The organism is Mesorhizobium erdmanii (assembly GCF_013170725.1).
Classification (GTDB): domain Bacteria; phylum Pseudomonadota; class Alphaproteobacteria; order Rhizobiales; family Rhizobiaceae; genus Mesorhizobium; species Mesorhizobium erdmanii.
In genome coordinates this window covers 3,766,923-3,792,206 of the sequence record NZ_CP033361.1, presented here as the reverse complement: position 1 = coordinate 3,792,206, position 25,284 = coordinate 3,766,923, and the positions used below count along the sequence as shown (strand labels likewise).

At 63.1% G+C, this 25,284-nt stretch carries 20 protein-coding genes; 10 read left to right on the top strand and 10 right to left on the bottom strand.

What is annotated here, in order from left to right:
- Positions 1-16: 16 nt before the first annotated feature.
- The gene (locus EB233_RS18340; RefSeq protein WP_027052020.1) at positions 17-376 is read right to left on the bottom strand and encodes a diacylglycerol kinase; all 360 of its coding nucleotides are present in this window, start codon (positions 374-376) and stop codon (positions 17-19) included.
- A gap of 78 nt (positions 377-454) precedes the next feature.
- A complete protein-coding gene (locus EB233_RS18335) occupies positions 455-871 on the bottom strand; it encodes a GFA family protein (protein ID WP_064988530.1) in 417 nt (138 codons plus the stop codon).
- Between the two features lie 413 nt (positions 872-1,284).
- Between EB233_RS18335 and EB233_RS18330 the strand changes: the two genes are divergently transcribed.
- The gene (locus EB233_RS18330; protein ID WP_027052022.1) at positions 1,285-2,355 is read left to right on the top strand and encodes a diguanylate cyclase; all 1,071 of its coding nucleotides are present in this window, start codon (positions 1,285-1,287) and stop codon (positions 2,353-2,355) included.
- Positions 2,356-2,388: 33 nt separating this feature from the next.
- Here EB233_RS18330 and EB233_RS18325 read toward each other — a convergent pair whose 3' ends face one another.
- The 4 genes from EB233_RS18325 to EB233_RS18310 all read right to left on the bottom strand — a co-directional run bounded on the left by EB233_RS18325 (position 2,389) and on the right by EB233_RS18310 (position 8,571).
- Positions 2,389-2,958 carry a DUF4337 domain-containing protein gene (locus EB233_RS18325; RefSeq protein WP_244277599.1) on the bottom strand — a complete coding sequence of 190 codons (570 nt, stop codon included), beginning with the start codon at positions 2,956-2,958 and terminating at the stop codon, positions 2,389-2,391.
- A 247-nt stretch (positions 2,959-3,205) separates the two neighbouring features.
- Positions 3,206-4,579 (bottom strand): class II 3-deoxy-7-phosphoheptulonate synthase, encoded by a 1,374-nt coding sequence (locus tag EB233_RS18320; RefSeq protein ID WP_064988528.1) that lies wholly within the window; start codon positions 4,577-4,579, stop codon positions 3,206-3,208.
- A gap of 136 nt (positions 4,580-4,715) precedes the next feature.
- Positions 4,716-8,213 (bottom strand): transcription-repair coupling factor, encoded by a 3,498-nt coding sequence (gene mfd / locus EB233_RS18315; protein ID WP_064988527.1) that lies wholly within the window; start codon positions 8,211-8,213, stop codon positions 4,716-4,718.
- A 70-nt stretch (positions 8,214-8,283) separates the two neighbouring features.
- Positions 8,284-8,571, bottom strand: a complete 288-nt coding sequence (locus tag EB233_RS18310; protein ID WP_064988526.1) for a succinate dehydrogenase assembly factor 2 — start codon at positions 8,569-8,571, stop codon at positions 8,284-8,286.
- Between the two features lie 92 nt (positions 8,572-8,663).
- Here EB233_RS18310 and recG point away from each other — a divergent pair, with 92 nt between their 5' ends.
- The gene (gene recG / locus EB233_RS18305; RefSeq protein ID WP_064988525.1) at positions 8,664-10,772 is read left to right on the top strand and encodes an ATP-dependent DNA helicase RecG; all 2,109 of its coding nucleotides are present in this window, start codon (positions 8,664-8,666) and stop codon (positions 10,770-10,772) included.
- Here the strand turns inward: recG and EB233_RS18300 are convergent.
- From EB233_RS18300 to EB233_RS18285, 4 genes are all read right to left on the bottom strand, one after another.
- Positions 10,724-11,476 carry a DUF502 domain-containing protein gene (locus EB233_RS18300; protein WP_027052027.1) on the bottom strand — a complete coding sequence of 251 codons (753 nt, stop codon included), beginning with the start codon at positions 11,474-11,476 and terminating at the stop codon, positions 10,724-10,726. The two genes, recG and EB233_RS18300, sit on opposite strands and share 49 nt — an antisense overlap.
- Before the next feature lie 218 nt (positions 11,477-11,694).
- Positions 11,695-13,518, bottom strand: coding sequence for a glutamine--fructose-6-phosphate transaminase (isomerizing) (gene glmS, locus EB233_RS18295; RefSeq protein ID WP_064988524.1), 1,824 nt, complete (start codon positions 13,516-13,518; stop codon positions 11,695-11,697).
- Between the two features lie 174 nt (positions 13,519-13,692).
- Positions 13,693-15,051 carry a bifunctional UDP-N-acetylglucosamine diphosphorylase/glucosamine-1-phosphate N-acetyltransferase GlmU gene (gene glmU, locus EB233_RS18290; protein WP_064988523.1) on the bottom strand — a complete coding sequence of 453 codons (1,359 nt, stop codon included), beginning with the start codon at positions 15,049-15,051 and terminating at the stop codon, positions 13,693-13,695.
- Positions 15,052-15,193: 142 nt separating this feature from the next.
- Positions 15,194-15,940, bottom strand: coding sequence for a cytochrome c biogenesis CcdA family protein (locus tag EB233_RS18285; RefSeq protein WP_064988522.1), 747 nt, complete (start codon positions 15,938-15,940; stop codon positions 15,194-15,196).
- Positions 15,941-16,204: 264 nt separating this feature from the next.
- Here EB233_RS18285 and EB233_RS18280 point away from each other — a divergent pair, with 264 nt between their 5' ends.
- The 8 genes from EB233_RS18280 to rpmG all read left to right on the top strand — a co-directional run bounded on the left by EB233_RS18280 (position 16,205) and on the right by rpmG (position 25,266).
- Positions 16,205-16,582: a COG4315 family predicted lipoprotein gene (locus EB233_RS18280; RefSeq protein WP_064988838.1), complete on the top strand. Its 378-nt coding sequence runs from the start codon at positions 16,205-16,207 to the stop codon at positions 16,580-16,582.
- Between the two features lie 358 nt (positions 16,583-16,940).
- Positions 16,941-19,562 (top strand): type I DNA topoisomerase, encoded by a 2,622-nt coding sequence (topA, locus tag EB233_RS18275; protein ID WP_064988521.1) that lies wholly within the window; start codon positions 16,941-16,943, stop codon positions 19,560-19,562.
- A gap of 6 nt (positions 19,563-19,568) precedes the next feature.
- The gene (rnr, locus tag EB233_RS18270) at positions 19,569-21,875 is read left to right on the top strand and encodes a ribonuclease R (RefSeq protein ID WP_064988520.1); all 2,307 of its coding nucleotides are present in this window, start codon (positions 19,569-19,571) and stop codon (positions 21,873-21,875) included.
- Positions 21,875-22,327, top strand: coding sequence for a DUF983 domain-containing protein (locus EB233_RS18265; protein ID WP_064988837.1), 453 nt, complete (start codon positions 21,875-21,877; stop codon positions 22,325-22,327). Before rnr ends, EB233_RS18265 begins: the two co-directional genes overlap by 1 nt.
- A 72-nt stretch (positions 22,328-22,399) precedes the next feature.
- Positions 22,400-23,140 (top strand): NUDIX hydrolase, encoded by a 741-nt coding sequence (locus EB233_RS18260; RefSeq protein WP_064988519.1) that lies wholly within the window; start codon positions 22,400-22,402, stop codon positions 23,138-23,140.
- A 73-nt stretch (positions 23,141-23,213) separates the two neighbouring features.
- Positions 23,214-24,392 (top strand): MFS transporter, encoded by a 1,179-nt coding sequence (locus tag EB233_RS18255; RefSeq protein ID WP_064988518.1) that lies wholly within the window; start codon positions 23,214-23,216, stop codon positions 24,390-24,392.
- Positions 24,393-24,485: 93 nt separating this feature from the next.
- The gene (locus EB233_RS18250) at positions 24,486-24,944 is read left to right on the top strand and encodes a YqfO family protein (RefSeq protein WP_064988517.1); all 459 of its coding nucleotides are present in this window, start codon (positions 24,486-24,488) and stop codon (positions 24,942-24,944) included.
- A 154-nt stretch (positions 24,945-25,098) separates the two neighbouring features.
- Positions 25,099-25,266, top strand: coding sequence for a 50S ribosomal protein L33 (rpmG, locus tag EB233_RS18245; protein ID WP_006201775.1), 168 nt, complete (start codon positions 25,099-25,101; stop codon positions 25,264-25,266).
- Positions 25,267-25,284: the final 18 nt, after the last annotated feature.

Genomic DNA, 25,284 nt, shown 5'->3' with positions numbered 1-25,284 from the left:
ATGGCCGCTCGGAAAGTCAGATGGGAAAGCCGGTGACCCGCTCGATGAGCGCGATACCCCAGACCCCGGCGACGATGACCACCGAAATCAGCACCGCCAGCGAGCCACAGTCCTTGGCCAATTGGATGTCGACATTGAACTCACGGCTGAACGCATCACAGGCCGCCTCGATGCCGGTGTTCAACACCTCGACCATGATCAGGAGCAGCACCGCGCCGATGAGCAGGCCGTAGCCACGCCACGAAACCGAAACGAACCATCCGGCTGGCAAGGCCAACGCCAACAGCATCAACTCCTGCTGGAAAGCTTTCTCATGGGCGGCCAGTTTGCGAAACGCCCGCACCGAATTGATAAATGCATCGATCAGCCGCTGCATGCCCAAGTCCCTTTCCGAGTCACCGGCACGGGATAAAGCAATGGCCCGATCAAGGGAATAAGACAGCCCGCCCAAAATTCATTCGGCAACCGCTATAGAAGGCGTCGATTTCTCAAACTGCGGCAGCCCGTCGTCGATCGAATAATAGTCGCCCTTGTCGCCGACGAAGATATGACAGTCGGCCTTGAGACCCGTCGGTCCGTCGAACGCTCCCGCCATGACCGAAATATAGTCTTGAGTCCTTGGCTTCCAGAAAAGCACGGACCCGCATGTCTTGCAAAAGCCGCGACTGGCGAAAGCGGACGCTTCATACCAGGTGATGCTTTCCGCACCTTCGATCACGATGTCGGCGTCGGCAACATTGGTCGCGGCATAGAAATGCCCGCTTTGCTTCCGGCATTGCGAGCAATGACAGTAGACGACCCCCCGAAGCGGTCCACTTGTGCGGAAGCGAACCGCTCCGCACAGGCATGATCCATGGTGGCTGTCGCTCATTTCGGCACCCCTAGGCAAACCTCGTCCAACTCGATTGCCAGGATTCCAGCTTTGCGGTGGGTGTGCGCAAGCAAATACGACATCGATTGGCGTGGTAAAATCGGTATTTGGTGTCATCTCCAGCAGCGCGCCGCTCGGATTTCGAGTTCAAAGTCGCCAAACCGTGCTCCACTTCGCGATAATGGTGCAGAAACTTACGCATCTACAGCCACAGGTAGAGGGAAACCTGCGGAAGCCGTACGGATTAAGGAAACTTTAGCGCTACCGCATTTATAGTCATGTCAAGCGAAGGTCGCGGGTGGGGACGCGCCTCTTCGCAAGATGTTCCGGACTATCGGGTCGCGCTCCCCAGCTCGGCGATCAATGGAACCCGCAAATTCCGCGTGGGATCCGAGGGGAAGAGTGATTCAGACATGCAGCCGGCAGCAGCCCCAACCGAACGAAGCACCGATATCGCGGCCACGGTTGTGGCGACCATGCGCCAGCTTGGCGTTCTCGGTCTGCCCCGCAACTACGAGATCTTCTACGAGGCCTTGAGCGGCACCAACCGCGAGCTCAGCCTCGCCGTGCTCTCGCTGAGCAACCGGCCGACACAGGACGAGTTGGACAAGATCGGCCGTTCTTTCTTCGCCCAAAACCACGGTCCAGGTATCGTCGAGCATGCTCGGGACGTCATCGCCAGGGAGCTCGAGGAAGTCGCATCGCTGCTGCGCAGCGAACGTAGCCACATTGAGAAATACGGCAGGATCCTCGATGAGACCTCGAGCGGCTTGAGTGGCCGCAGCCTGCTCTCCCAGGATCTTCTGCAGAAGATCGCCAACGCCATGTCGGTCGCCACCAGTTCGACCATCGATCACGGCCGGCAGGTCGCCTCGATGCTGAGCGACAAGACGGCGGAACTCGAGAGCGTCAAGTCGAAGCTCGAGGAATACAAGCGCCTGGCCGACACGGATCCATTGACCCAGATCTGGAACCGCCGCGCCTTCGACAAGGAGATCACTCGGATCTACACGAGCAACAAGGGTATCCTGTTCAATGCCCTGATCCTCGCCGACATCGATCGGTTCAAGGATATCAACGACCGCTACGGCCATCCCGTCGGCGACAAGATCATCCAGATCATCGCCGAGATCTTCCAGACCAGCATTCGCGGCGACATGTTCGTCGCCCGCACGGGCGGCGAGGAATTCGCACTGATCATCGAGGGCGCCAGCGAAGATGCAACCTACGAGATCGCCGAGCGCATTCGCTCGCTGATCGAGCAGACGCCGTTCACCAGCAGCCAGACCGGCACGAATTACGGCACCGTGACGGTATCGATGGGCATCTGCATGGCGTCGGAGGCCGAAGGCCCGGAGGACCTCTACACCAAGGCCGACCGGGCGCTCTACCGTTCGAAGGTGAGCGGACGCAATCGCGTCACCAAGCATTCGACGATGGCCGGTCGCCCCGGCAAGAGCTGGCTACTCTACAAGAAGGATTAAACAGATCACCGCGCGCTGGCGAAGCCGGCGAGGTCAGACATAGGCGAAGCCGGCCGCGATGACGCCCATCGCGCCAAGCGCCAGCGAGCCGATCCAAGGCCAGCGCTTGCCGTGGGTAATGATCGACAAGGTCGCAACGGCGATCGAGATGTGCAACAGAGTCACCGCGAAGGTCAGCACATGGTGGCGATGTTCCCGGACGTCACTATCACGCAGTTTTTCGTCCACCTGATTTTCAAATTCGGTCGCCTTGGCCTGTATTTCCGCGCCGTCGGCCTCGTTGCGCTTGGCGTTGGCCCGGAACTGGTCGGCAACGGGACCGCCCATCGCGGAGGCGATCTCATAGCTGTTCTTCTTGATGCTTTTCGCCTGAAAGAAGCTCCACTGATCGCTGGCCTTGTTCTGGAGGTACGCCGCCTCGCTCTTGTCGTTGATCGCTTCGGCGGTTTCGAGCGACTCGAAACTGCCCACCGTCGCGGCAAGGACCGCCAGCACCGCAATGGTTACCGAGACCGTGGTCAGAAACGGATTGCCCTGCTGCGCGGCATGTTCGGCATGCTCGGCGGCCTCAAGGTGCTCCTGGGTGGCGTCTTCCATTGCCATTGCCGAATCCTAGCCGAATAAGGAAATCTCGGCGGCAAATCTTCGCCTCAATGTTGGTCTGGCAATGGTCGAGCGGGCATAAATTTTCGTAAGGTTTGACGCGGCGACTGTTCGGGCGGCATCGCCACGGAACGAAAAAGGCGCCAGATTCCTCCAGCGCCTTCTAACTCTTTGTTTTGGTACAATTTCAGGAAAACCGCTCACGCTTTTCCTGAAATTGCTCTGAGTCCAACAGAGACCGCGGCAGTCAGCCGTTGGCGACCTGCTTGTGCTGCACCGGATGGCTTTTCTTCAGCAGGTCCGACACCAGGAAGGCCAGTTCGATCGCCTGATCGGCATTGAGGCGCGGGTCGCAATGGGTGTGGTAGCGATCCTGCAGTTCCTCGGCGGTGATGGCGCGCGCACCGCCCGTGCATTCGGTGACGTTCTTGCCTGTCATCTCCACATGGATGCCGCCGGGATGCGTGCCTTCGGCGCGGTGCACCTCGAAGAAGGTCTGCACCTCTTTCAGGATGCGGTCGAACGGCCGCGTCTTGTAGCCGGCGGCCTCGATCGTGTTGCCATGCATCGGGTCCGACGACCAGACCACGCTGCGGCCTTCCTTCTGCACCGCGCGCACCAGCTTAGGCAGATGGTCGGCGACCTTGTCGGAGCCGAAGCGGGCGATCAACGTCAGCCGGCCGGGCTCGTTCTCGGGGTTGAGCAGGTCGATCAGCTCCAGCAAGCCGTCAGCGGTCAGCGATGGGCCGCATTTCAGGCCGAGCGGGTTCTTGATGCCCCGGCAATATTCGACATGCGCATGATCGGGCTGGCGCGTGCGGTCGCCGATCCAGATCATGTGGCCCGAGGTGGCGTACCAGTCGCCCGAGGTCGAATCGACGCGGGTCAGCGCCTCCTCATAACCGAGCAGCAGTGCTTCATGGCTGGTGTAGAAATCGGTCTCGCGCAGCGCATAATTGGTCTCCGAGGTGATGCCGACGGCCTTCATGAAGTCCATCGTTTCGGTGATGCGGTTGGCCAGCGACTCGTATTTCTCGCCCTGCGGGCTGTCGGAGACGAAGCCGAGCATCCAGCGATGCACGTTCTCCAGACTGGCATAGCCGCCCTGGGCGAAGGCGCGCAGAAGATTGAGCGTCGCTGCCGACTGGCGATAGGCCATTTCCTGGCGGGCGGGATCGGGAATGCGCGACTTCTGGTCGAATTCGATGCCGTTGATGATATCGCCGCGATAGCTGGGCAGCGTCACGCCACCCTTGGTCTCGTTGTCGGACGAGCGCGGCTTGGCGAACTGGCCGGCGACGCGGCCGACCTTCACCACCGGCTGCGCGCCGGCAAAGGTCAAGACGACCGACATCTGCAGGAAGACGCGGAAGAAGTCGCGGATGTTGTCGGCGCCATGTTCGGCAAAGCTTTCGGCACAGTCGCCGCCCTGGAGCAGGAAGGCGTCGCCGTTTGCGACCGCCGCCAGCTGCTTCTTCAGCTTGCGTGCCTCGCCGGCAAAGACCAGCGGCGGGAAGGTAGCGAGTTGGGCTTCCGTGTTCTTCAGTGCGGCAAGGTCCGGATAGGCAGGAACCTGCTTGATCGGCTTTGCTCTCCAAGAATTCGGCAACCATTTCGTCATCGCTGCACCCAACGCTCTTTCCGGCGGGTATCATCACCCGCCACTTCCCGCCCCTATATGGGGTGGCGGCTCCATACACGAAGCCGATTTCCTATTCTAGACTGGAATTTCAGTGCTGGCGAATGGGTCGGGTGGGCTACGCCGCCTTCTCCACCAACCGCGCCAACTGCGTCATGACCACGGCAGAACCTGCCAGCCGCTTCTCGGCCGTCGGCCAGTCACGGGTGAAGACGACGCTGTGATCCGGCCGGATCTTGGCCAACGCCCCCTGTTCGCCGATGAACTTGACCAGCCCGACCGGGTTGGGGAACTCACGCTTGCGGAAATGGATGACGACGCCCTTCGGCCCGGCATCGAGCTTCTCGACATTGGCCTTGCGGCAAAGCGCCTTGATGAAGACGATCTTCAACAGATGCTTCACCTCGTCCGGGAGCGAGCCGAAGCGATCGATCAGCTCGGCGCCGAAAGCGTCGATCTCCTCGGTGTTTTCGAGATCGCCGAGACGGCGGTAGAGCGCCAGCCTGAGCTGCAGGTCGGGCACATAGCTTTCCGGGATCATCACCGCCGTGCCGACGGCGATCTGCGGCGACCAGCCGCCATCCAGCACCTCGCCGGAATCCTTCACCTCGGCAACGGCCTCCTCCAGCATCTGCTGGTAGAGCTCGAAACCGACCTCCTTGATATGGCCGGACTGCTCCTCGCCCAGAAGATTGCCGGCGCCCCTGATGTCCAGATCATGGCTGGCGAGCTGGAAGCCGGCGCCCAGCGTGTCGAGCGACTGCAGCACCTTCAGCCGGCGCTCTGCGGTGTCGGTCAGCTTGCGGTTCGCCGGCAGCGTGAACAGCGCATAAGCGCGCACCTTGGAACGGCCGACGCGACCACGCAGCTGGTAGAGCTGCGACAGGCCGAACATGTCGGCGCGGTGGATGATCAGCGTGTTGGCGGTCGGGATGTCGAGACCGGATTCCACGATGGTCGTCGACAGAAGCACGTCGTACTGGCCGTCATAGAAGGCATTCATTATGTCGTCGAGTTCGCCCGGCGGCATCTGGCCATGGGCCACCGCAACTTTCAGTTCGGGGACGGATTCTTTCAGGAAATCATGGATTTCGGCGAGATCGCTGATGCGTGGCACGACATAGAAGGAATGGCCGCCACGGTAGCGTTCGCGCAGCAGCGTCTCGCGGATGACCAGCGGATCGAACGGCGAGATGAAGGTGCGCACCGCCATGCGGTCGACCGGCGGCGTGGCGATCAGCGACAGTTCGCGCACGCCCGTCAGCGCCAGTTGCAGCGTGCGCGGGATCGGCGTCGCCGACAGCGTCAGCACATGGACGTCAGTCTTCAGGTCCTTCAGCCGCTCCTTGTGCTTGACGCCAAAGTGCTGCTCCTCGTCGATGATCAGCAGGCCGAGGTTCTTGAACGAGATCGACGATCCGAGCAGCGCATGGGTGCCGACGACGATGTCGACCTGGCCTTCGGCCAGAGCCTTCTTCGTCTCCGCCAGTTCCTTGGCACCGACCAGCCGCGAGGCCTGGGCAACACGGATGGGAAGGCCGGAAAAGCGCTGCGAAAACGTCTTGAAATGCTGGCGCGACAACAGCGTCGTCGGCACCACCACGGCGACCTGGAAGCCTTCCATGGCTGCGATGAAGGCGGCGCGCAACGCCACTTCGGTCTTGCCGAAACCGACATCGCCGCAGATGAGCCGGTCCATCGGCTTGCCGGCGCCGAGGTCGTCCCGGACCGAGTCGATCGCCGTCTGCTGGTCGTCTGTTTCCTCATAGGGGAAACGCGCGGCAAATTCGTCGTACAGGCCTTCGGCCGGCACCAGCGCCGGCGCGGCGCGCATCTGGCGTTCGGCGGCGATGCGGATCAGCTGCCCGGCCATATCGAGCAGGCGCCGCTTCAGCTTTGCCTTGCGTGACTGCCAGGCGCCGCCGCCGAGCTTGTCCAGCGTCGCCTCGGCTGTGTCAGAGCCGTAGCGTGACAGAAGCTCGATGTTTTCCACTGGCAGGAACAGCCGGTCGTCGCCGGCATAGTGGATTTCCAGGCAGTCATGCGGCGCACCGACCGCTTCGATGGTGCGCAAACCGATGAAGCGGCCGATGCCGTGGTCGGCATGGACGACGATATCGCCGGCCGACAAGGCCGAGGCCTCGGCAATGAAGTCAGATGCGCGCTTCTTGCGCTTCGAGCGCCGGATCAACCGGTCGCCCAGAATGTCCTGTTCGGCGACGACGACCAGCTTTTCGGTCTCGAAGCCGGATTCGAGCGGCAGAACGGCAAGCGCCGCCTGCCCCGGCTCGAGCTTTTCGGCCTCGGCAAGCGTTTCGACCTGCTTGAGATTGCCCAGATGATGCTCGGCGAGGATCTGGCCGAGCCGGTCGAGCGAGCCTTCGGTCCAGCCGGCGATGACGACGCGGCGGCGCGCCGCGCGTTCGTCGGCGATGTGCCTGACGACGACGTCGAAGACATTCACGTTGGGATCGGCGCGTTCCTCGACGAAGCTGCGGCCATGTCGCGAGCCGGCGTGGTAGACCTTTTTCGCACCGGCATCCGGCGCGTCGAACGGCGTGAAGTCGATCGCTTCGCGCGGCCCGAGCGAGGCAATCAGGTTTTCCGGCGACAGGTAAAGCAGATCCGGCGCCACCGGCTTGTAGGGCACCGCATCCTTCAGCGCGGCGTCGGCCTGCTTCCGGCGCGCCTCGTAGTGGTCGAGGATCAGCGTATGGCGTTCAGCCAGCGCCTCATGCGCCAGATGGTCGAAAACAACCGGCGTATCCGGCAGATAATCGAACACCGTCTCCAGCCGCTCGTAGAAGAACGGCAGCCAGTGCTCCATGCCGGCGAAGCGCCTGCCCTCGCTGACCGCCGCGTAAAGCCCGTCATCGCGCTGCGGCGCGCCAAAGGCTTCGATATAGGAGCGGCGGAAGCGGCTTATGGTTTCTGGTGTCAGCGCCACTTCGCTCATCGCCTGCAGCGCCATCGATTTGCGCTGTCCGGTGGTGCGCTGGGTGGCGGCGTCGAAGACGCGGATCGATTCCAGCGTATCACCGAAGAAATCGAGCCTCAGCGCCTCGGTCCAGCCCGGGGCGAACAGGTCGAGAATGCCGCCTCGCACGGCGAACTCGCCGATGCCGCGCACCGTCGGCACGCGCTCGAAGCCTGATGTTTCCAGTCGCGCGATCAGCGCATTCATGTCGATCTGGTTGCCGGGCCTGGCGTGAAACGTCTGCGCTTCGACAAGATCGGCCGGTGGAATGCGCTGCAGCAGTGCATTGGCGGTGGTGAGGATGACGGCGCGATGCGGTTTCTTCGCCAGCGCGATCATGGCGGTGAGCGCGTCGAGACGCTTGGCCGCGGCGTCCGAACCGGGCGAAACGCGATCGTAGGGCAGGCAATCCCAGGCCGGCAGTTCCAACACCGGTAGGTCTGGTGCGGCGAAGGCCAATCCCTCGACGATTGCCGGCAGGCGCTGGCCGTCTCGCGCCACGAACAGCACCGGCTTGTCGGGCGCGATTTCGAGTGCGGCCTGCACCAGCGCGAAGGCTTCGTAGCCGTCGGCAACCCCGTCGACGATAAACTGGCCGGCACGGCCTTTCGGCAGACCTATGGTGGGAACAAGGCTCATCAAATCACGGTCTTGATTATCGCAATTCCCGTGGGAAACCGCTTTGCGCTTTTCCTGGAATTGCTTGTGTTCAGAATGTCATGGTCCGGCGGGACGCCAAGATTTTTTGCAGGACCGCACAATCGATATCCTGGGGGATCGGGCGTTCGCCAGTGATCAACGGCAGGAATTCGGTGTCGGGAATATCGAGGAGCCTTTCATATTGGTCGATTTCCCCGCCGGTCAAGGCACCGATCTCGGCGTCGGCAAAGGTGCCGAGGATGAGATCCATCTCGCGCATGCCACGATGCCAGGAGCGGAACAAGAGCTTGCGGCGGTGGGCGTCCAGCGCCTCGCTCGATCGTTTCGTTCCGGTCATTGTGCCGCATCCTCACTTGCTGCGGCGCATATAGCGTGGATAGAAGGTGCTGTCAGCCTTGCGCTGAGGCCGTCGCAACATAAGCTGACATTATGCGTCCTTCCATCCTCGATCCGCTGTTCGTCCCGATCACTTCGCTTGCCGGTGTCGGGCCGAAGGTTGGCGCGTTGATCGAGAAGGTCGTCACGGCTGATCTCGGTGATCGCGCGGCCCGTGCGGGCGACCTTCTGTTTGTGCTGCCGCATACCGTCATCGACCGCCGCAGCCGGCCAGGAATCGCAGGTGCCGCGGAAGGGCAGATCGTCACCCTCGACCTGCGCATCGACCGCCATCAGCCGCCGCCGCGCGGCAACAGGGCGGTGCCGTACCGGGTCTACGCCCATGACGACACCGGCGAAATCGGCCTGACTTTTTTCCATGCCCACGCGGCCTATCTCGAAAAAGCTATGCCCGTTGGCGAGCATGTCGTGGTCTCCGGCCGCATGGAATGGTTCAACGGCCGCCCGACCATGGTCCACCCCGACCATATCGCCCTGGCCAGCGAGGCGGAAAACCTGCCGCTGGTCGAACCGGTCTATCCGCTCACCGCAGGCCTCTCCGGCAAGGTGCTACGCCGCGCGATCGGCCAAGCGTTGGCGCGCCTGCCCGAATTGCCGCAATGGCAGGATGCCGCTTTCATGCGCCGGCATGCCTTTCCCACCTTTGCCGATGCGCTTACCCGCATCCACAATCCGGCCGACCCGATCGACGTTTCCATTGATGGCGCTGCCTGGCGCCGCCTTGCCTATGACGAGTTGCTGGCCGGCCAGGTCTCGCTGGCGCTGGTGCGGTCAAAGGTCCGCCGCCTGTCCGGGCGTCCCCTGGTTGGCGACGGCCGCATTGTCGAGAGACTGCGCGCCGCCCTTCCCTATTCGCTGACCGCGAGCCAGGAATTCGCGCTGGCCGAAATCAATGCCGACCTTGCCGATCCCGAGCGCATGCTGCGGCTGCTGCAGGGCGATGTCGGGTCCGGCAAGACGGTGGTGGCGCTGCTCGCCATGGCGCGCGCCGTCGAGGCCGGCGGCCAGGCGGCACTGATGGCGCCGACCGAAATCCTGGCGCGTCAGCACTTGGCGACCATCGCGCCACTAGCCGCCAAGGTCGGGCTGCGTGTCGCCATCCTGACCGGCCGCGAGAAAGGCCGCGAACGCACCGACACGCTGGCCGGCCTGGCGAACGGCGAGATCGACATCGTCGTCGGCACCCACGCGCTGTTCCAGGAGACGGTCACCTTCCACGATCTTGTGCTCGCCGTCATCGACGAGCAGCATCGCTTCGGCGTCCACCAGCGGCTTGCCATCACCGCCAAGGGCGATGCGCCCGACATGCTGGTGATGACGGCGACCCCGATCCCGCGCACGCTGGTGCTGACCGCCTTTGGCGACATGGATGTGTCGAAACTGACGGAGAAACCGGCTGGCCGCCAGCCGATCCGCACCGTCACGTTGCCGCTTGAGCGGCTGGACGAACTGGTCGCTCGCATGGAGGACGCCGTCGCCGGCGGCCAGAAGATCTACTGGATCTGTCCGCTGGTCGAAGAGTCAGAAGAGATCAAGCTGATGTCGGCCGAAGACCGCTTTGCTTCACTGAAGCCGCTGTTCGGCGACCGCATCGGCCTTGTCCACGGCCGCATGAAGGGAGCCGAGAAAGACGAGGCGATGCGCGCCTTCAAACAGGGCGAGACCCGCATCCTGATCGCCACCACGGTCATCGAGGTCGGCGTCGACGTGCCTGACGCCACGGTCATGGTCATCGAACATGCCGAGCGTTTTGGCCTCGCGCAACTGCACCAGCTGCGCGGCCGGGTCGGGCGCGGCGACAAGCCTTCCTCGTGCGTGCTGCTTTACAAGGATCCGCTCGGCGAGACCGCAAAACGCCGACTTTCTGTCATGCGCGAGACCGAGGACGGCTTCTTGATCGCTGAGGAAGACCTGAAATTGCGCGGCGAAGGCGAGCTTTTGGGAACCCGCCAGTCCGGCACACCGGGCTTCCAGGTGGCGCGGATCGAGGCGCATGCCGATCTGCTGGAGGCTGCCCGCGACGACGCCAGGCTGATCCTGTCACGCGACCCGGAGCTGCAATCCGACCGGGGCGAAGCGCTGCGCCTGTTGCTCTATTTGTTCGGCCGCGACGAGGCGGTACGGCTCTTGCGCGCCGGATGAGGCCCCAGTGGCGGATTGGCCACCATTCCATTGATAGGTTCGCCGTTCAGCGTCACCATCTTTGTCTTCACCTCGGGCGCCACCAGCCCTGCGGAAACGATCAGCTTGGCGCCGTCCTCGATCGTCATGTCGAGCAGCACGATGTCCGACTTCAGCACATACATAAGAAAGCCCGTCGTCGGGTTCGGCGTGCAAGGCATGAACACGGCGATCAACGGGTCGCCTTCCTGGTCGAGCTTCTGGTTGATCTCGGTTTCCTTCTCGCTGGCGACGAACACCAGCGACCACACGCCCTTGCGCGGATATTCGACCAGCCCGACCTGCCGGAACATGTCGCCCTTGTTCGACAGCACGGTCTCGAAAATCTGCTTCAGCGAGCCATAGATGCCGCGCACCAGCGGCATGCGGCCAAGCAGGCGCTCGCCGAACCCGACAATGGCGCGGCCGACGATGTTGGCGGTGAGAAAACCGATCAGCGTGATCAGGATCAAGGCGACGATCAGCCCAAACCCCGGGACCGGGAACGGCAAATAGGTGTCTGGACTATAACGCGCCGGAATATAGGGTTTTACCCAGGAATCGACCCAGCCGATGAACGACCAGGCGATGTAGGCGGTGATCGCCAGCGGCGCGCAGACGATGAAACCTGTGAGGAAATAGTTCCTCAGCCGGGTCATGCCGGAGGTCTTGGGAGCGTCGGACATGGTTCACCGGGGCGCGGGTTGCAGCGCAACATTAATGAACCGCCGCGAGCTTTGGAACTGCGAAGTTTTTAAAAAAGTGCCTTTGCAACCGCGTCGAGCGGGAGGCCCAAACGGAGCCGTTTCCGTCGACCACCAGCCGAAAACAATCGCCCTTTCTCGGGTCCGCGCAGGAGCTTGGCTCTTGCTTCGCCCGTGGATGACGAAGGTATGGGGCGAACTTACTCCACCGTCACCGACTTCGCCAGATTGCGCGGCTGGTCGACGTCGGTGCCCATGAACACGGCGGCGAAATAGGCCAGCATCTGGATCGGCAGCGCGTAGATGATCGGCGAGATGATTTCCGGCACGTCCGGCAGGATGATCGTCTCCATGGTCTTAACGCTTACCTGTGCGGCGCCCTTGGCGTCGGTGATCAGGATGATCTTGCCGCCGCGAGCCGCTACTTCCTGCATGTTGGACACGGTTTTCTCGAAAATGCGGTCATGCGGCGCAATGACGATCACCGGCATGTTCTCGTCGATCAGTGCGATCGGTCCGTGCTTCAACTCGCCCGCGGCATAGCCTTCGGCATGGATGTAGGAGATTTCCTTGAGCTTCAGCGCGCCTTCCATGGCCAGCGGGAAATTGGTGTCGCGGCCGAGATAGAGCACGTCCTTGTAGCGCGAGAGTTCTCGCGCGATGCGTTCGATCTGCTCTTCGAGCTTGAGCACCTGGTTGGCATAGCGCGGCGCTTCCGAGAGCGCGCGCACCAGGTTTTTTTCCTGTTCTTTCGAAATCGTGCCGCGCGCCACGCCGGCGCGTACGGCAAGCGACGCCAGCACCGACAGCTGGCAGGTAAAAGCCTTGGTCGAGGCGACGCCGATCTCGGGCCCGGCCAATGTCGGCAGCACCACGTCGGATTCGCGCGCCATGGTCGATTCCCGCACATTCACGACGGCGCCGATCTTCATGCCGGCCTTGCGGCAGTAGCGCAGCGAGGCCAGCGTGTCGGCGGTCTCGCCCGATTGCGAGATGAAGAAGGCGGCATCGTTGGCCGACAGCGGCATCTCGCGATAGCGGAACTCCGAGGCGACATCGATGTCGACCGGCAGCCGGGCATAGCGCTCGAACCAGTATTTGCCGATCAGGCCGGCGAGATAGGCGGTGCCGCAGGCGGAGATCGCCAGCCGGCCGATTTTGGCGAAGTCGAATGGCAGATCGAGCGGCTTCGACACGCCGGAGACGAAGTCCACATAATGGGCCAGCGTGTGCGAGATCACCTCGGGCTGTTCATGGATTTCCTTCTCCATGAAATGGCGCCGGTTGCCCTTGTCGACCATGAAGGAGGTCGACAACGATTGTTGCCGCCTGCGCTCGACCTTTTTGCCGTCGATATCGAAAATGGCGACGCCGTCGCGGCGCACCACGGCCCAGTCGCCATCTTCGAGATAGGTGATCGAATTGGTGAATGGCGCGAGCGCGATGGCGTCCGATCCCAAAAACATCTCGCCATCGCCGTGGCCGACAGCCAAAGGCGGTCCGTTGCGCGCGCCGACGATCAGGTCTTCGTCACACTTGAACATGATCGCCAGCGCAAAGGCGCCTTCCAGCCGCTTCAGGGCCTTGTGCGCGGCCTCGACCGGCTTCAACCCTTTGGCAAGCTCGCGTGCCACCAGATGGGCGACAACCTCGGTGTCGGTCTGCGATGAGAAAGAATAGCCGTCGCGGATCAGTTCGTCCCGCAGTTCGGCGAAATTCTCGATGATGCCGTTGTGGACGATGGCGACGCCGTCGGAAAAATGCGGATGCGCGTTGGTTTCATTCGGTACGCCATGCGTTGCCCAGCGGGTATGGCCAATGCCGATCGTGCCGCCGAGCGGCTCCTCCTTGAGCCTGCGTTCGAGGTTGATCAGCTTGCCTTCGGCGCGGCGACGGCCAAGTTGACCCTTCTCGATGGTGGCGACGCCTGCCGAGTCATAGCCGCGATATTCGAGCCGCTTCAGCGCGTCGACGATGAGCGGCGCAACCTGCGAATGGCCGACGATTCCAACTATACCGCACATGCAGACAGCCCCCGATTCCCCATGGAAAACCGGCGCTATTTAGGGATGGCCGGCCTGCCATGAAAGTCACATTGCATTTCGCCCGGTGTAACGGACGGTTGCGCATGCATGCACCATGCCAGACCGCTCTTGCAATCCCGTTACTGAAATCGTTTGGTTTCCGGCGGTCCGGTTTTACTTCTTCTTCGCCGCCGCGGCCGACGCTAAGCGCTCTCGCAATTCCTTGCCTTTTCCCGGGATCGTCTTCTGCCGGGCGCGGCCGAAGGCCAGCGCGTCGTCCGGGACGCTTTCGGTGATCACGCTGCCCGACGCAATGTATCCGCCCTTGCCGATCGATATGGGCGCCACCAGCGACGAGTTCGAACCGACAAAAGCGCGTTCGCCGATTTCGGTAAAGAATTTCGAATAGCCGTCATAATTGCAGGTGATGGTGCCGGCGCCGATATTGGCGCCCGCCCCGACCCTGGCATTGCCGATATAGGTCAGATGGTTGATCTTGGCGCCGTCCTCGACGACGGCCTGCTTGACCTCGCAGAAATTGCCCACCTTTGCCTTGTTGCGAAGATCGGCGCCCGGTCGCAGCCGCGCGAATGGCCCGACATCGCAATTCGTGGCGATAGTGGCGCCTTCGATATGGCTGAAGGCGTGGATCTTTGCGCCGTCGGCGATCTTCACGCCCGTACCAAACCAGACATTCGGCTCGACGATCGTATCGGCGCCGATTTCCGTATCGTGCGAGAAATACACGGTCTCCGGCGCGATCAGCGTCACGCCGGACAGCATCGCCTCATGACGCCTGCGTTGTTGCCAGATGCCTTCCGCCTGCGCCAGTTCGGCGCGATTGTTGATACCGAGCGCGCTTTCGAAACTGGCCTCGGTGGCGACGACATCGAGGCCTTGTGCGGTGGCGATCTCGACGATGTCGGTCAGGTAATACTCACCCTTGGCATTCTTGTTGCCGACGGCGTCAAGCAGCATCAGCGCATGGCCACCAGCCACTGCCATCATGCCGGCGTTGCAGAAGCCGATCTTTTTCTCCTCTTCGGAGCAATCCTTTTCCTCACGGATGGCAATCAGCCTCCCATCCTTTTCGATCAGCCGGCCATAGCCGGTCGGGCTGGGCGGCCGAAAGCCGATGACCACGACGGCTGCTCCTTCCGCCAGCCTCGACCGCGCCACTGTCAGCGCATCCGCGTCGATGAGCGGCGTGTCGCCGAACATCACCAGCACATCGTCATATCCCTTTGATATCGCTTCGCGAGCCGCAAGAACCGCATGCGCCGTACCGAGCCGCTTCTCCTGCACGAAGGTCTCTGCCTTCGGCGCAAACTTTGCCGCAGCCTTGCGCATGTCATCCGCGCCATGCCCGATCACCAGCGCCTGGCTGCTCGCCCCCGCGGCTTCTGCCGCCTTCACCACATGGGCGACCATCGGCAGCCCCGCGATCTGATGCAGCACTTTCGGCAGCGCGCTCTTCATGCGCGTGCCTTCGCCGGCGGCGAGGATAACGGACAGGCAGGATCTCTGGCTCATGGATAGGCAACCATCTGAAAAGGGTCGGGAATCAAAATCATGCTAGCAGCGGCGCCATGCTGCACCAATGCGGTTAAATTCCGGTGAGATAGGTATAGCGACCGACTTTTGATCAGTAGGTCAACAGTAAGATCCTGGGTCGCTATCCCAGCCGCCCCAGAACCGGGAAATTCTCCAGCAGCCAATACGACACGCTCTGCACCCCGCCGGTGAGGAAAAACACGCCGGCGACCACCAGCAACGCGCCGATCGCCTTCTCGACCCGGCCGAGATGGACGCGGAATTTGCCGAGGAAACGCATGAAGGCGCCGGAAAACAGCGCCGCGATCAGGAACGGAATGCCGAGCCCGAGCGAATAGGCAGCGAGCAGCAGCGCGCCCTCGCCCACGGTTTCGCGCCCGCCGGCCAGCGTCAGGATCGGCCCCAGCACCGGGCCGATGCAGGGCGTCCAGCCGAAGGCGAAGGCCAGTCCCATGACATAGGCGGCGACGGCACTGGCCGGCTTGCCCTGCGACTGGAAGCGCGCCTCGCGCGACAACAGCGGAATGCGCAATATGCCGAGGAAATTCAGGCCCATCAGTATGATCAGCACGCCGGCGGCCATCGCCAGCGGCTCCTGCCAGACGCGCAGCAGCCGGCCGATGGTCGAGGCACCGGCGCCGAGCGCCACGAACACGGTGGAGAAACCGAGCACGAAGGCGATCGAGGAATAAAGCAGGGCGCCGCGCGCGCCTTGCCTTGCCGTCACACCGGCATTGCCGCGAAAATCGTCGACCGACACACCGGCCATGTAGCAGAGATAGGGCGGCACCAGCGGCAGCACGCAAGGCGACAGGAACGAGATGGCCCCCGCCCCGATCGCGCTGACATAGCCGATGTCCAATGCCATTCCAAAGCTCCGACTGTTCCGCCGATATAGCGACGCTCCGCCATGTTGGCCAATCACCATTCTGTCGCAACCGATCGCCATCTAGGCAATCGGACTGGCCGGGATTCCCGCCGCGCCACACCCGAGTACGGCCGGACAGGGAGAATTGTTACCATCGGCTAAACGCCAAACGTTCCTGTTCGGGAAGAACCGATGGCCGGCGGGCGTTGGCATGTCGAGGCCGCAAATTCCGCGCGTCTCCAGATATCAGCCAGGGAGATTTCCATGAAGACCATAGCCACAGGGCTGGCCGCACTGCTTCTCAGCACCGCCGCATCCTTCGCCGCCGAGGCGTGGAAGGAAGCCGAGGTCAACGGCACCAAGATCTACACCGACGCCATGGGCATGACGCTCTACACCTACGACAAGGACGAAAAGGGCAAGACCAACTGCTACGACAAATGCGCCACCAACTGGCCGCCACTGAAGGCCGAAGCCGGCGCCAAGGCGGATGACGAGTGGAGCGTCGTCGACCGCACCGATGGCACCAAGATGTGGGCCTACGACGGCAAGCCGGTCTACACCTTCATCAAGGACAAGAAAGCCGGCGATGTGACCGGCGACGGCGTCGCAGGCGTCTGGCACATCGCCAAGGCCAACTGAGTCTTCACACCATTCCCGCCTGCTGGCGGGACGTCAGCTGGTCGCCCGCATCCTCCATGCGTCTGGCGACCAGCTTCGTCTGATGGGGCGTTCGAACGGGTCCGGCACGCAACGCAATTCGTCGACTCACCGGAAACGAGTGACCATTTCCGGTGACCGGTGGCCATCATCTCGCCTGAGCGAAATTCTGTGATTTTCTCCATACACTCTTAGAGTGTATTGCTGCGGACAGCCCTGCAATTTGGGCGCTTCCCCTTGACCGGATGGAAAAGCGCGGCCATGTGAGCGACAAACAGAAACGAGATTTCGTCGCGCGCAGCGGAATTCTTCTGGCGCATCACAGCAGATAAGAGACCTCATGGACGTCGTCGTCGTCGAATCGCCGGCCAAGGCGAAGACAATCAACAAATACCTCGGCAGGAACTACAAGGTTCTGGCCTCGTTCGGCCACGTCAGGGATCTGCCGGCCAAGGACGGCTCGGTGCGCCCGGATGAAGACTTCGCCATGTCCTGGGCGGTCGACACCGCGTCCGGCAAGCGCCTCGCCGACATTGCCAAGGCGGTCAAGGACGCCGACGGCCTGATCCTCGCCACCGACCCGGATCGCGAGGGCGAGGCCATCTCCTGGCATGTGCTGGAAGTGCTGAGGCAGAAGCGCGCGCTGAAGGACAAGCCGGTCAGCCGCGTCGTCTTCAACGCCATCACCAAATCGTCGGTGCTGGAAGCGATGGCCAACCCGCGCCAGATCGACGTGCCGCTCGTCGATGCCTACCTCGCGCGGCGGGCGCTCGACTATCTCGTCGGCTTCACGCTGTCGCCGGTGCTGTGGCGCAAATTGCCGGGCGCCCGCTCGGCCGGCCGTGTCCAGTCTGTCGCATTGCGTCTGGTCTGTGACCGCGAATCCGAGATCGAGCGCTTTATCCGCGAGGAATACTGGCAGATATCAGCTCTCCTCGGCACCCCGCGCAACGAGACCTTCGAAGCGCGGCTCACTGCCTTCGAGCGCAAGAAGCTGCAGAAGCTGGACATCGCCAACAAGACGCAGGCCGACGACATCAAGGCGATGCTCGAGGGCGCTGTTTTCAAGGCGTTGTCGGTGGAGGCCAAGCCGACCAAACGCAATCCCGGTCCGCCCTTCACCACCTCGACGCTGCAGCAGGCCGCCTCGTCGGGCCTCGGTTTCTCGGCCACCCGCACCATGCAGGTGGCGCAGCGCCTCTATGAAGGCATGGACATTGGCGGCGAGACCGCCGGCCTCATCACCTATATGCGAACCGACGGCGTCCAGATGGCGCCCGAAGCGATCGACGGTGCCCGCGACGCCATCGCCAAGGAATTCGGCCCAAAATACCTGCCCGAAAAGCCGCGCCAGTACACCGCCAAGGCCAAGAACGCCCAGGAAGCGCACGAAGCCATCCGCCCGACCGATTTCATGCGCACGCCGGCATCGGTCAGGCAATATCTCGATGCCGATCAGGCGCGGCTCTATGAGCTGATCTGGAAGCGCGCCATCGCCAGCCAGATGCAGCCGGCCGAGATCGAACGCACCACCGTCGAGATCGAGGCTGTGAACGGCGCCCGCACCGCCGAGCTTCGCGCCGTTGGTTCCGTGGTTCGCTTCGACGGCTTCATTGCCGCATACACCGACCAGAAGGACGACGACGCCGAAGACGAGGAAAACCGCCGTCTGCCCGAAATCCGCGCCGGCGAGCAGCTTGCCCGCCAGGCGATCAACGCCACCCAGCACACGACCGAGCCGCCGCCGCGCTATTCCGAGGCGTCGCTGATCAAGAAGCTGGAAGAGCTCGGCATCGGCCGGCCCTCGACCTACACGGCGATCCTGAAGACGCTCGAGGACCGCGACTACGTCACGATCGACAAGCGCCGGCTGGTGCCGCAGGCCAAGGGCCGCCTGCTGTCGGCCTTCCTGGAGAGCTTCTTCGAGCGTTACGTCGAATACGACTTCACCGCCTCGCTGGAGGAGAAGCTCGACGAGATTTCGGACGGCAAGCTCGCGTGGAAAGACGTGCTGCGCGATTTCTGGAAGGATTTTTCCGGCGCCGTCGCCGACATCAAGGAACTGCGCGTCACCGACGTGCTCGATGCGCTCAACGAGGAACTGGCGCCGCTGGTGTTTCCCGCGCGGGAGGATGGCTCGAACCCCCGCATCTGCCCGAAATGCGGCACCGGCAACCTGTCGCTCAAGCTCGGCAAGTTCGGCGCCTTCGTCGGCTGCTCGAACTATCCCGAATGTTCGTTCACCCGCCAGCTCGGCGACGCCGCCAACCCGAATGGCGAGAATGGCGGCGGCGAGGACGGCACCAAGGTGCTCGGCAAGGACCCTTATACGGCCGAGGAAATCACGCTGCGCTCGGGCCGTTTCGGCCCCTACCTGCAGCGCGGTGACGGCAAGGAAGCAAAACGCTCGAGCCTGCCCAAGGGCTGGACGCCCGAATCGATCGACCATGAGAAGGCGCTAGCCTTGCTAGGGCTGCCGCGCGACGTGGGAAAACATCCCGAATCCGGCAAGATGATCTCGGCCGGGCTCGGCCGCTACGGCCCGTTCGTGCTGCATGACGGCACCTACGCAAATCTCGACAGCATCGAGGACGTGTTCTCCATCGGCCTCAACCGCGCCGTCACCGTGATCGCCGAGAAGCAGTCGAAGGCCAAGGGCGGCCGCAACGGTGGCACCGCGGCGGCCCTCAAGGAGCTCGGCGACCATCCGGACGGCGGCGGCAAGATCGTCGTGCGCGACGGCAAATACGGACCTTACGTGAACTTCGGCAAGGTCAACGCCACGCTGCCAAAGGGCAAGGATCCGCAATCGGTGACCGTGGAAGATGCGCTGGCGCTGATTGCCGAGAAGGAAGCCAAAGGCGGCGGCGGCAAGAAGCCGTTCCGCAAGGCGGCAGCGGCCAAGGCCCCCGCTGCCAAGAAAACGGCGGCAAAAAAGCCGGCCGCGAAGAAAAAAGGGTAGGACGGCGTGGCGCGCAGGATTTCCGGACGAAGCCACGGCGATCCGCGCACCGCCGACACCAGGGCCAAGGTCAAGGACGACTACCGGCCCTCGCGCGACGAAATCCTGCGCTACATCGCCGAAAACCCCGACCGTGCCGGAAAGCGCGACATCGCCAAGGCGTTCGCGCTGCGCGGCGACGACCGCATCTGGCTGAAAGACATTCTGCGCGACCTGCAGGAGGAAGGTGTGCTCACCAAGGAGCGCAAGCGGCTGGCCCGCGTCGGCGCCCTTCCCCATGTCGCCGTGCTCGACATTTTTGGCCGTGACGGCGACGGCATCCTGCTGGCGCATCCGGCCGAGTCCGTGGGCACCGGCGAACCGCCCGTCGTATCGATCCGCGTGTCGCGCGGCGGCAACGGACCGGCGCCGGGCATCGGCGACCGCGTGCTGGCCAAGACCTTCCCGACCGATGATCCCTCCGGCCCCGCCTACACCGGACGGGTGATGAAGATCTTCGAGAAGCGCAACGATGCCGTTCTCGGCGTCTTCCGCGTGCTGAAGGACGGCACATTCCGCATCGAGCCGGTGGAACGCCGCCAGCCCGAACTGATCGTCGACAAGGAATTCCAGAACGGCGCCAAAAACGGCGACCTGGTCGAGGTCGAACCCGCACGCGCCTCCCGCTATGGGCTGCCGCGGGCAAAAGTACTGAACGTGCTGGGTTCGCTGACCAGCGAAAAGGCGGTCTCGATGATCGCCATCCACGCCCACGACATACCGCACATCTTCCCGGCCGACGTCATCGCCGAATCCGAGGCGGTCAAGCCGGCGACGCTCGATCACCGCGAGGACTGGCGCGACCTGCCGTTGGTTACCATCGATCCCGCCGACGCCAAGGACCATGACGACGCTGTCTTTGCGACGCCCGACCTCGACGAGAAGAACCCGGGAGGCGTTATCGCAACGGTGGCGATCGCCGATGTCGCCGCCTATGTGCGCTACGGCACGGCGCTCGACCGCGAAGCCTTGAAGCGCGGCAATTCGGTGTATTTCCCTGATCGCGTCGTGCCGATGCTGCCCGAACGCATCTCGAACGATCTCTGTTCGCTGCGCGAAGGTCAGGATCGCCCGGCGCTTGCCGTGCGCATGACCTTCTCCGCCGACGGCCACAAAATCAGGCACTCCTTCCACCGCGTGATGATGAAATCCGCGGCGAAGCTTGCCTATCCGCAAGCGCAGGCGGCCATCGACGGCGTGCCGGACGACAAGACCGGCCCGATCCTCGACACGGTGCTGAAGCCGCTCTGGGACGCCTATGCGATCATCAAGCGCGGCCGCGACGATCGCCAGCCGCTCGAACTCGACCTGCCGGAGCGCAAGATCCTGCTGAAGGACGATGGCACGGTCGACCGCGTCATCGTGCCGGAAAGGCTCGATGCCCACAAGCTCATCGAAGAGTTCATGATCCAGGCCAACGTCGCCGCCGCCGAGACGCTGGAGGCGAAGAAGCACGCGTTGGTCTACCGCGTCCACGATGCGCCCTCGCTCGCCAAGCAGGAATCGCTGCGCGAGTTCCTGCAGACGCTCGGCCTGTCGCTGGCGCGCGGCGCGCAGATGCGGCCCAGCCAGTTCAACGGTATTCTGGAGCGCGTGCGCGGCGCCGACAACGAGGCGCTGGTCAATGAAGTGGTGCTGCGCTCGCAGAGCCAGGCCGAATATTCGCCCAAGAACATCGGCCATTTCGGCCTCAACCTCAGGCGCTACGCGCATTTCACCTCACCGATCCGCCGCTACGCCGACCTGATCGTTCATCGCGGCCTTATCGCTGCGCTCGGCCTTGGTCCGGGAGGACTGACGCAGGATGAAGCGGCGCGGCTGGAAGATGTCGCGGTATTGATTTCCGGCACCGAACGGCGTGCCATGGCGGCCGAACGCGATACGGTCGACCGGCTGATATCGGCCTATCTCGCCGAGCGCATCGACGACCGCTTCGATGCCCGCATCTCCGGCGTCACCAAATCAGGACTTTTTGTCCAATTGCCGCAATATGGCGCCGATGGTTTCATCCCCGTGTCAACTCTGGGCGGCGATTACTATATATACGACGAAACGGCTCGCTCCCTATTCGGAGAGCGCTCTGGCAAAGGCTACCAACTGGCGGACCGCGTCGAGGTCCGCCTTGTCGAGGTGGCACCGATGGCCGGAGCGATGCGTTTCGAGATGTTGACCGACCCGAAGCCCCTGCCAGGCTCCAGCAGGTCGTTTCACAAGGCCAAAGGCCGCGCCCGTGCGTCGCAATCGCGACCGGGTTCGCGCGGCAGGAGACGATGATGCAAAAAGAACTAGGGATACAAGAACAGGTTTTCGGCGGCGAACATCATACGGGCCGGGCCGCCCGCCCGTTGTGGACGGCGATGAAGCGTGGCCTTCTGGGCCGCTGCCCGAATTGCGGCGAAGGCAAGCTTTTCCGCGGCTTCACCAAGACCGTCGAAACCTGCAGCGTCTGCGGCGAGGAAATCCATCACCATCGCGCCGACGACCTGCCGGCCTATCTGGTCATCGTCATCGTCGGCCACATCGTGCTTGGCGCCTTCATGGGTGTCGAGGCGACATCCGACCTGTCGACCTGGCAGCACATCGCCATCTGGGTGCCCTTGACCATCCTCTTGTCGGTTGCCCTGCTGCAGCCTGTCAAAGGCGCCGTCATCGGACTGCAATGGGCATTCTATATGCACGGCTTCGGTGGCGAAAAGGATGGGACCGAGACCCATCACGGCGCCTGACGCGCCGCTGGCGCAACACGCCAATCGCTAAGGCCACTTTCGCATGCAAGAAGTTTCCGCTAGGTCCTGCGCATGGAAGCAATGACCAAGGCGGCCGTCGACAAGCTCGACAAGGGTCTTGCCGCGCATCGCGGCCGGCCTCTGCGTCCGCGTGATGCCGCGACCCTGATCCTGCTCGACCGCAAAGGCGACGAGGTGCTGGTGCTGATGGGCCGCCGCCACGCCGGCCACGCCTTCATGCCCGGAAAATTCGTGTTCCCCGGTGGCCGCACCGATCCGGCCGACAGCCGCGTCGCAACGGCGACGGCATTGCATCGCGACGAGGAAGCAAAGCTGCTTGCCGGCCCCGGCCGTACCAGTGCCGCGCGGGCTCGCGCCGTCGCCCTGTCCGCCATCCGTGAGACCTACGAGGAAGCCGGGCTGCTGATCGGCCAGAAGGCAGCCTTTGCGACCGACATGAGTGACTGGCAAGGTTTTGTCGAACACGGCGTCAGGCCTTCACTCGAAACGCTGCGTTACATCGCGCGCGCCATCACCCCGCCCAACCGGGTACGCCGCTTCGACACGCGCTTTTTCAGCGCCTGGCGCAACGATGTCGCCGTCGAACTACCGGGCGGTGGTCCGACCAACGAACTCGAGGAACTGGTCTGGCTGCCGCTTGCCAAGGCCAGGGAAGCCGACATACCCGACATCACTCGAATGATCCTGGACGAGCTGGAAAAGCGCCTCGCCCATGATCCACTGCTGCGTCCAGGAGGTCCCGTCCCCTTCTACCGGCTTGTCCGCAACCGCTTCACCCGCGAACTTCTTTAGAGCAATTCCAGGAAGTGTGACGCGGTTTCCGTCCGGAATTGCGTAAGATAACAGACAGAGTATTCAGCATCCCATGACGGTCGATACCCAACCACAGGGCGACGAACGCGTACACTGGCTGCCGATGGTGGCGGCGATATCGTCGATCAGCGTCGTCGGCATTGCCATTGGCCTCGGCATGCCGCTGCTCAGCGTCATCCTGGAAACGCGTGGCCACTCGGCTTCCATGATCGGCCTCAACACCGCCGTCGCCGGCCTGGCCTCGATTGCCGGTGCGCCCCTCGCCACGCCGCTCGCCATGCGCTTGGGTGTCGCCTGGACCATGATCGCCATGATCGCCGCCGGTGCGCTCGCCTTCGTCGGCTTCCATTTCGCGCCCGACTTCTGGATGTGGTTCCCGCTGCGCATCGTGCTGCACATCGCACTGACGGTGCTGTTCATCCTGTCGGAATTCTGGATCAGCACGTCGGCGCCGCCGCACCGGCGCGGCCTTGTCCTTGGCATCTACGCCACCGTCCTTTCGCTCGGTTTTGCCGCGGGACCGTGGCTGTTCGCCCATCTCGGCAGTTCCGGCTTCAGGCCGTTCGGCGTGATCATCGCGCTGGTGACGCTGGCCGCGATACCGGTGCTGGCAGCGCGGAACGAAAGCCCCTCGATTGTCGCCGATGGCGAAACCAGCAATTTCCTGCGTTACATCTGGCTGGTGCCCTCGGCTACCGCCGCGGTGCTGGTGTTCGGCGCGGTCGAAACCGGCGGCTTTGCGCTGTTCCCTGTCTATGGCAACCGGATCGGCTATTCGGAAGCCGACGCCGCCTTGCTGCTGACCATGATCGGCCTTGGCAACGTGCTGCTGCAGATCCCGATCGGCATGATCAGCGACCGCGTCAGCGATCGCCGTTATCTGCTGCTCGGCTGCGCCACGGTCGGCCTCGTCGGCACGGTGTTCATGCCGTTCTTCGCCCAGAACTGGCATCTGATGGCTGCTCTTTTGTTCGTCTGGGGCGGCGTGGTGGCCGCCATGTACACGATCGGCCTTGCCCATCTCGGCTCGCAGCTTTCCGGCCACGAACTGGCGTCAGCCAACGCCGCCTTCGTGCTCTGCTATGGCGTCGGCATGGTGCTTGGCCCGCAGGCGATCGGGATCGGCATGGATGCTTTCGGACCATCCGGTTTCGGCTGGTCGCTCGGTCTGTTCTTCGGCGCCTATATGGCGCTGGTCGGCGTCAGGCTCGTCCGCAAGATTCTCCTCTGACGCTGCGACGCAGCAACCGCTGCTGACAGAACCGTGTCAGCAGCGCCGGGTTAAAAGAGTGTCCCAAAAACATCGGAAGTCGAGGACACTCCCATGATCGACAGCGGCTTTGAAACAACGTCCCTGCGAATGACGCTCCTGCTGCTCGTAACCTTCCAGGCTCCTGCCGCGGATGTCGACCGCATCATGGACGCGGTGGTTGCGATCGCCCCGCTGGCCATGGGCAAGTATGACCGCAACGCCTATCAGTCCGCCCATGGCGTCGAGCGCTACAGGCCGCTCGAGGGTGCCGCGGCCGGCGCTGAAACCGAATTGCGTCGCCGCCCGGGCACGGTCGAGGTTTCGTTCGAACTGCCGGACGACCAGGCGCTGGCGGCCCGTGTCGTCGAGTCGATTTTCCAGGCGCATTCCTATCAGGAGCCGGTAATCCGCATCCAGCCGATCCTCGCCAGCCGCTCCAAGGGGCTGGATGACCGCGCCAATCCGAATCGCTGGTGGAACACGACTGGAGACTGGAAGAAGGTCGCGGCGCCTGAGGCGGAAATCGCCTGATTTGCGCGTAATGGGCTGCGCGGGCGGATCACTTCGGGTCCGCCGGGCTTGACTTTCCAGGCACGTTCTTTATGTGTCGCGCCAAGTTTCCCGCGTCCGGGTGTTTTCCCCGTGCTCCAGCGGCCAAAACTCCACGAACGAACGGACTGATACCATGGCCAAAGCCGCAAACATCAAGATCAAGCTTCTGTCGACCGCCGACACCGGTTTCTTCTACGTGACCAGCAAGAACAGCCGTACCAAGACCGACAAGCTGTCGTTCCGCAAGTACGACCCGGTCGCCAAGAAGCACGTCGAATTCAAGGAAACCAAGATCAAGTAATCTGGGTTTTCCCTTTGA

Coding starts and splice junctions, on each gene's coding strand:
- EB233_RS18340 (WP_027052020.1), bottom strand. CDS start 376: ATGCAGCGGCTGATCGATGCATTTATCAATTCGGTGCGGGCGTTTCGC.
- EB233_RS18335 (WP_064988530.1), bottom strand. CDS start 871: ATGAGCGACAGCCACCATGGATCATGCCTGTGCGGAGCGGTTCGCTTC.
- EB233_RS18330 (WP_027052022.1), top strand. CDS start 1,285: ATGCAGCCGGCAGCAGCCCCAACCGAACGAAGCACCGATATCGCGGCC.
- EB233_RS18325 (WP_244277599.1), bottom strand. CDS start 2,958: ATGGCAATGGAAGACGCCACCCAGGAGCACCTTGAGGCCGCCGAGCAT.
- EB233_RS18320 (WP_064988528.1), bottom strand. CDS start 4,579: ATGACGAAATGGTTGCCGAATTCTTGGAGAGCAAAGCCGATCAAGCAG.
- mfd (WP_064988527.1), bottom strand. CDS start 8,213: ATGAGCCTTGTTCCCACCATAGGTCTGCCGAAAGGCCGTGCCGGCCAG.
- EB233_RS18310 (WP_064988526.1), bottom strand. CDS start 8,571: ATGACCGGAACGAAACGATCGAGCGAGGCGCTGGACGCCCACCGCCGC.
- recG (WP_064988525.1), top strand. CDS start 8,664: ATGCGTCCTTCCATCCTCGATCCGCTGTTCGTCCCGATCACTTCGCTT.
- EB233_RS18300 (WP_027052027.1), bottom strand. CDS start 11,476: ATGTCCGACGCTCCCAAGACCTCCGGCATGACCCGGCTGAGGAACTAT.
- glmS (WP_064988524.1), bottom strand. CDS start 13,518: ATGTGCGGTATAGTTGGAATCGTCGGCCATTCGCAGGTTGCGCCGCTC.
- glmU (WP_064988523.1), bottom strand. CDS start 15,051: ATGAGCCAGAGATCCTGCCTGTCCGTTATCCTCGCCGCCGGCGAAGGC.
- EB233_RS18285 (WP_064988522.1), bottom strand. CDS start 15,940: ATGGCATTGGACATCGGCTATGTCAGCGCGATCGGGGCGGGGGCCATC.
- EB233_RS18280 (WP_064988838.1), top strand. CDS start 16,205: ATGAAGACCATAGCCACAGGGCTGGCCGCACTGCTTCTCAGCACCGCC.
- topA (WP_064988521.1), top strand. CDS start 16,941: ATGGACGTCGTCGTCGTCGAATCGCCGGCCAAGGCGAAGACAATCAAC.
- EB233_RS18265 (WP_064988837.1), top strand. CDS start 21,875: ATGCAAAAAGAACTAGGGATACAAGAACAGGTTTTCGGCGGCGAACAT.
- EB233_RS18260 (WP_064988519.1), top strand. CDS start 22,400: ATGGAAGCAATGACCAAGGCGGCCGTCGACAAGCTCGACAAGGGTCTT.
- EB233_RS18255 (WP_064988518.1), top strand. CDS start 23,214: ATGACGGTCGATACCCAACCACAGGGCGACGAACGCGTACACTGGCTG.
- EB233_RS18250 (WP_064988517.1), top strand. CDS start 24,486: ATGATCGACAGCGGCTTTGAAACAACGTCCCTGCGAATGACGCTCCTG.
- rpmG (WP_006201775.1), top strand. CDS start 25,099: ATGGCCAAAGCCGCAAACATCAAGATCAAGCTTCTGTCGACCGCCGAC.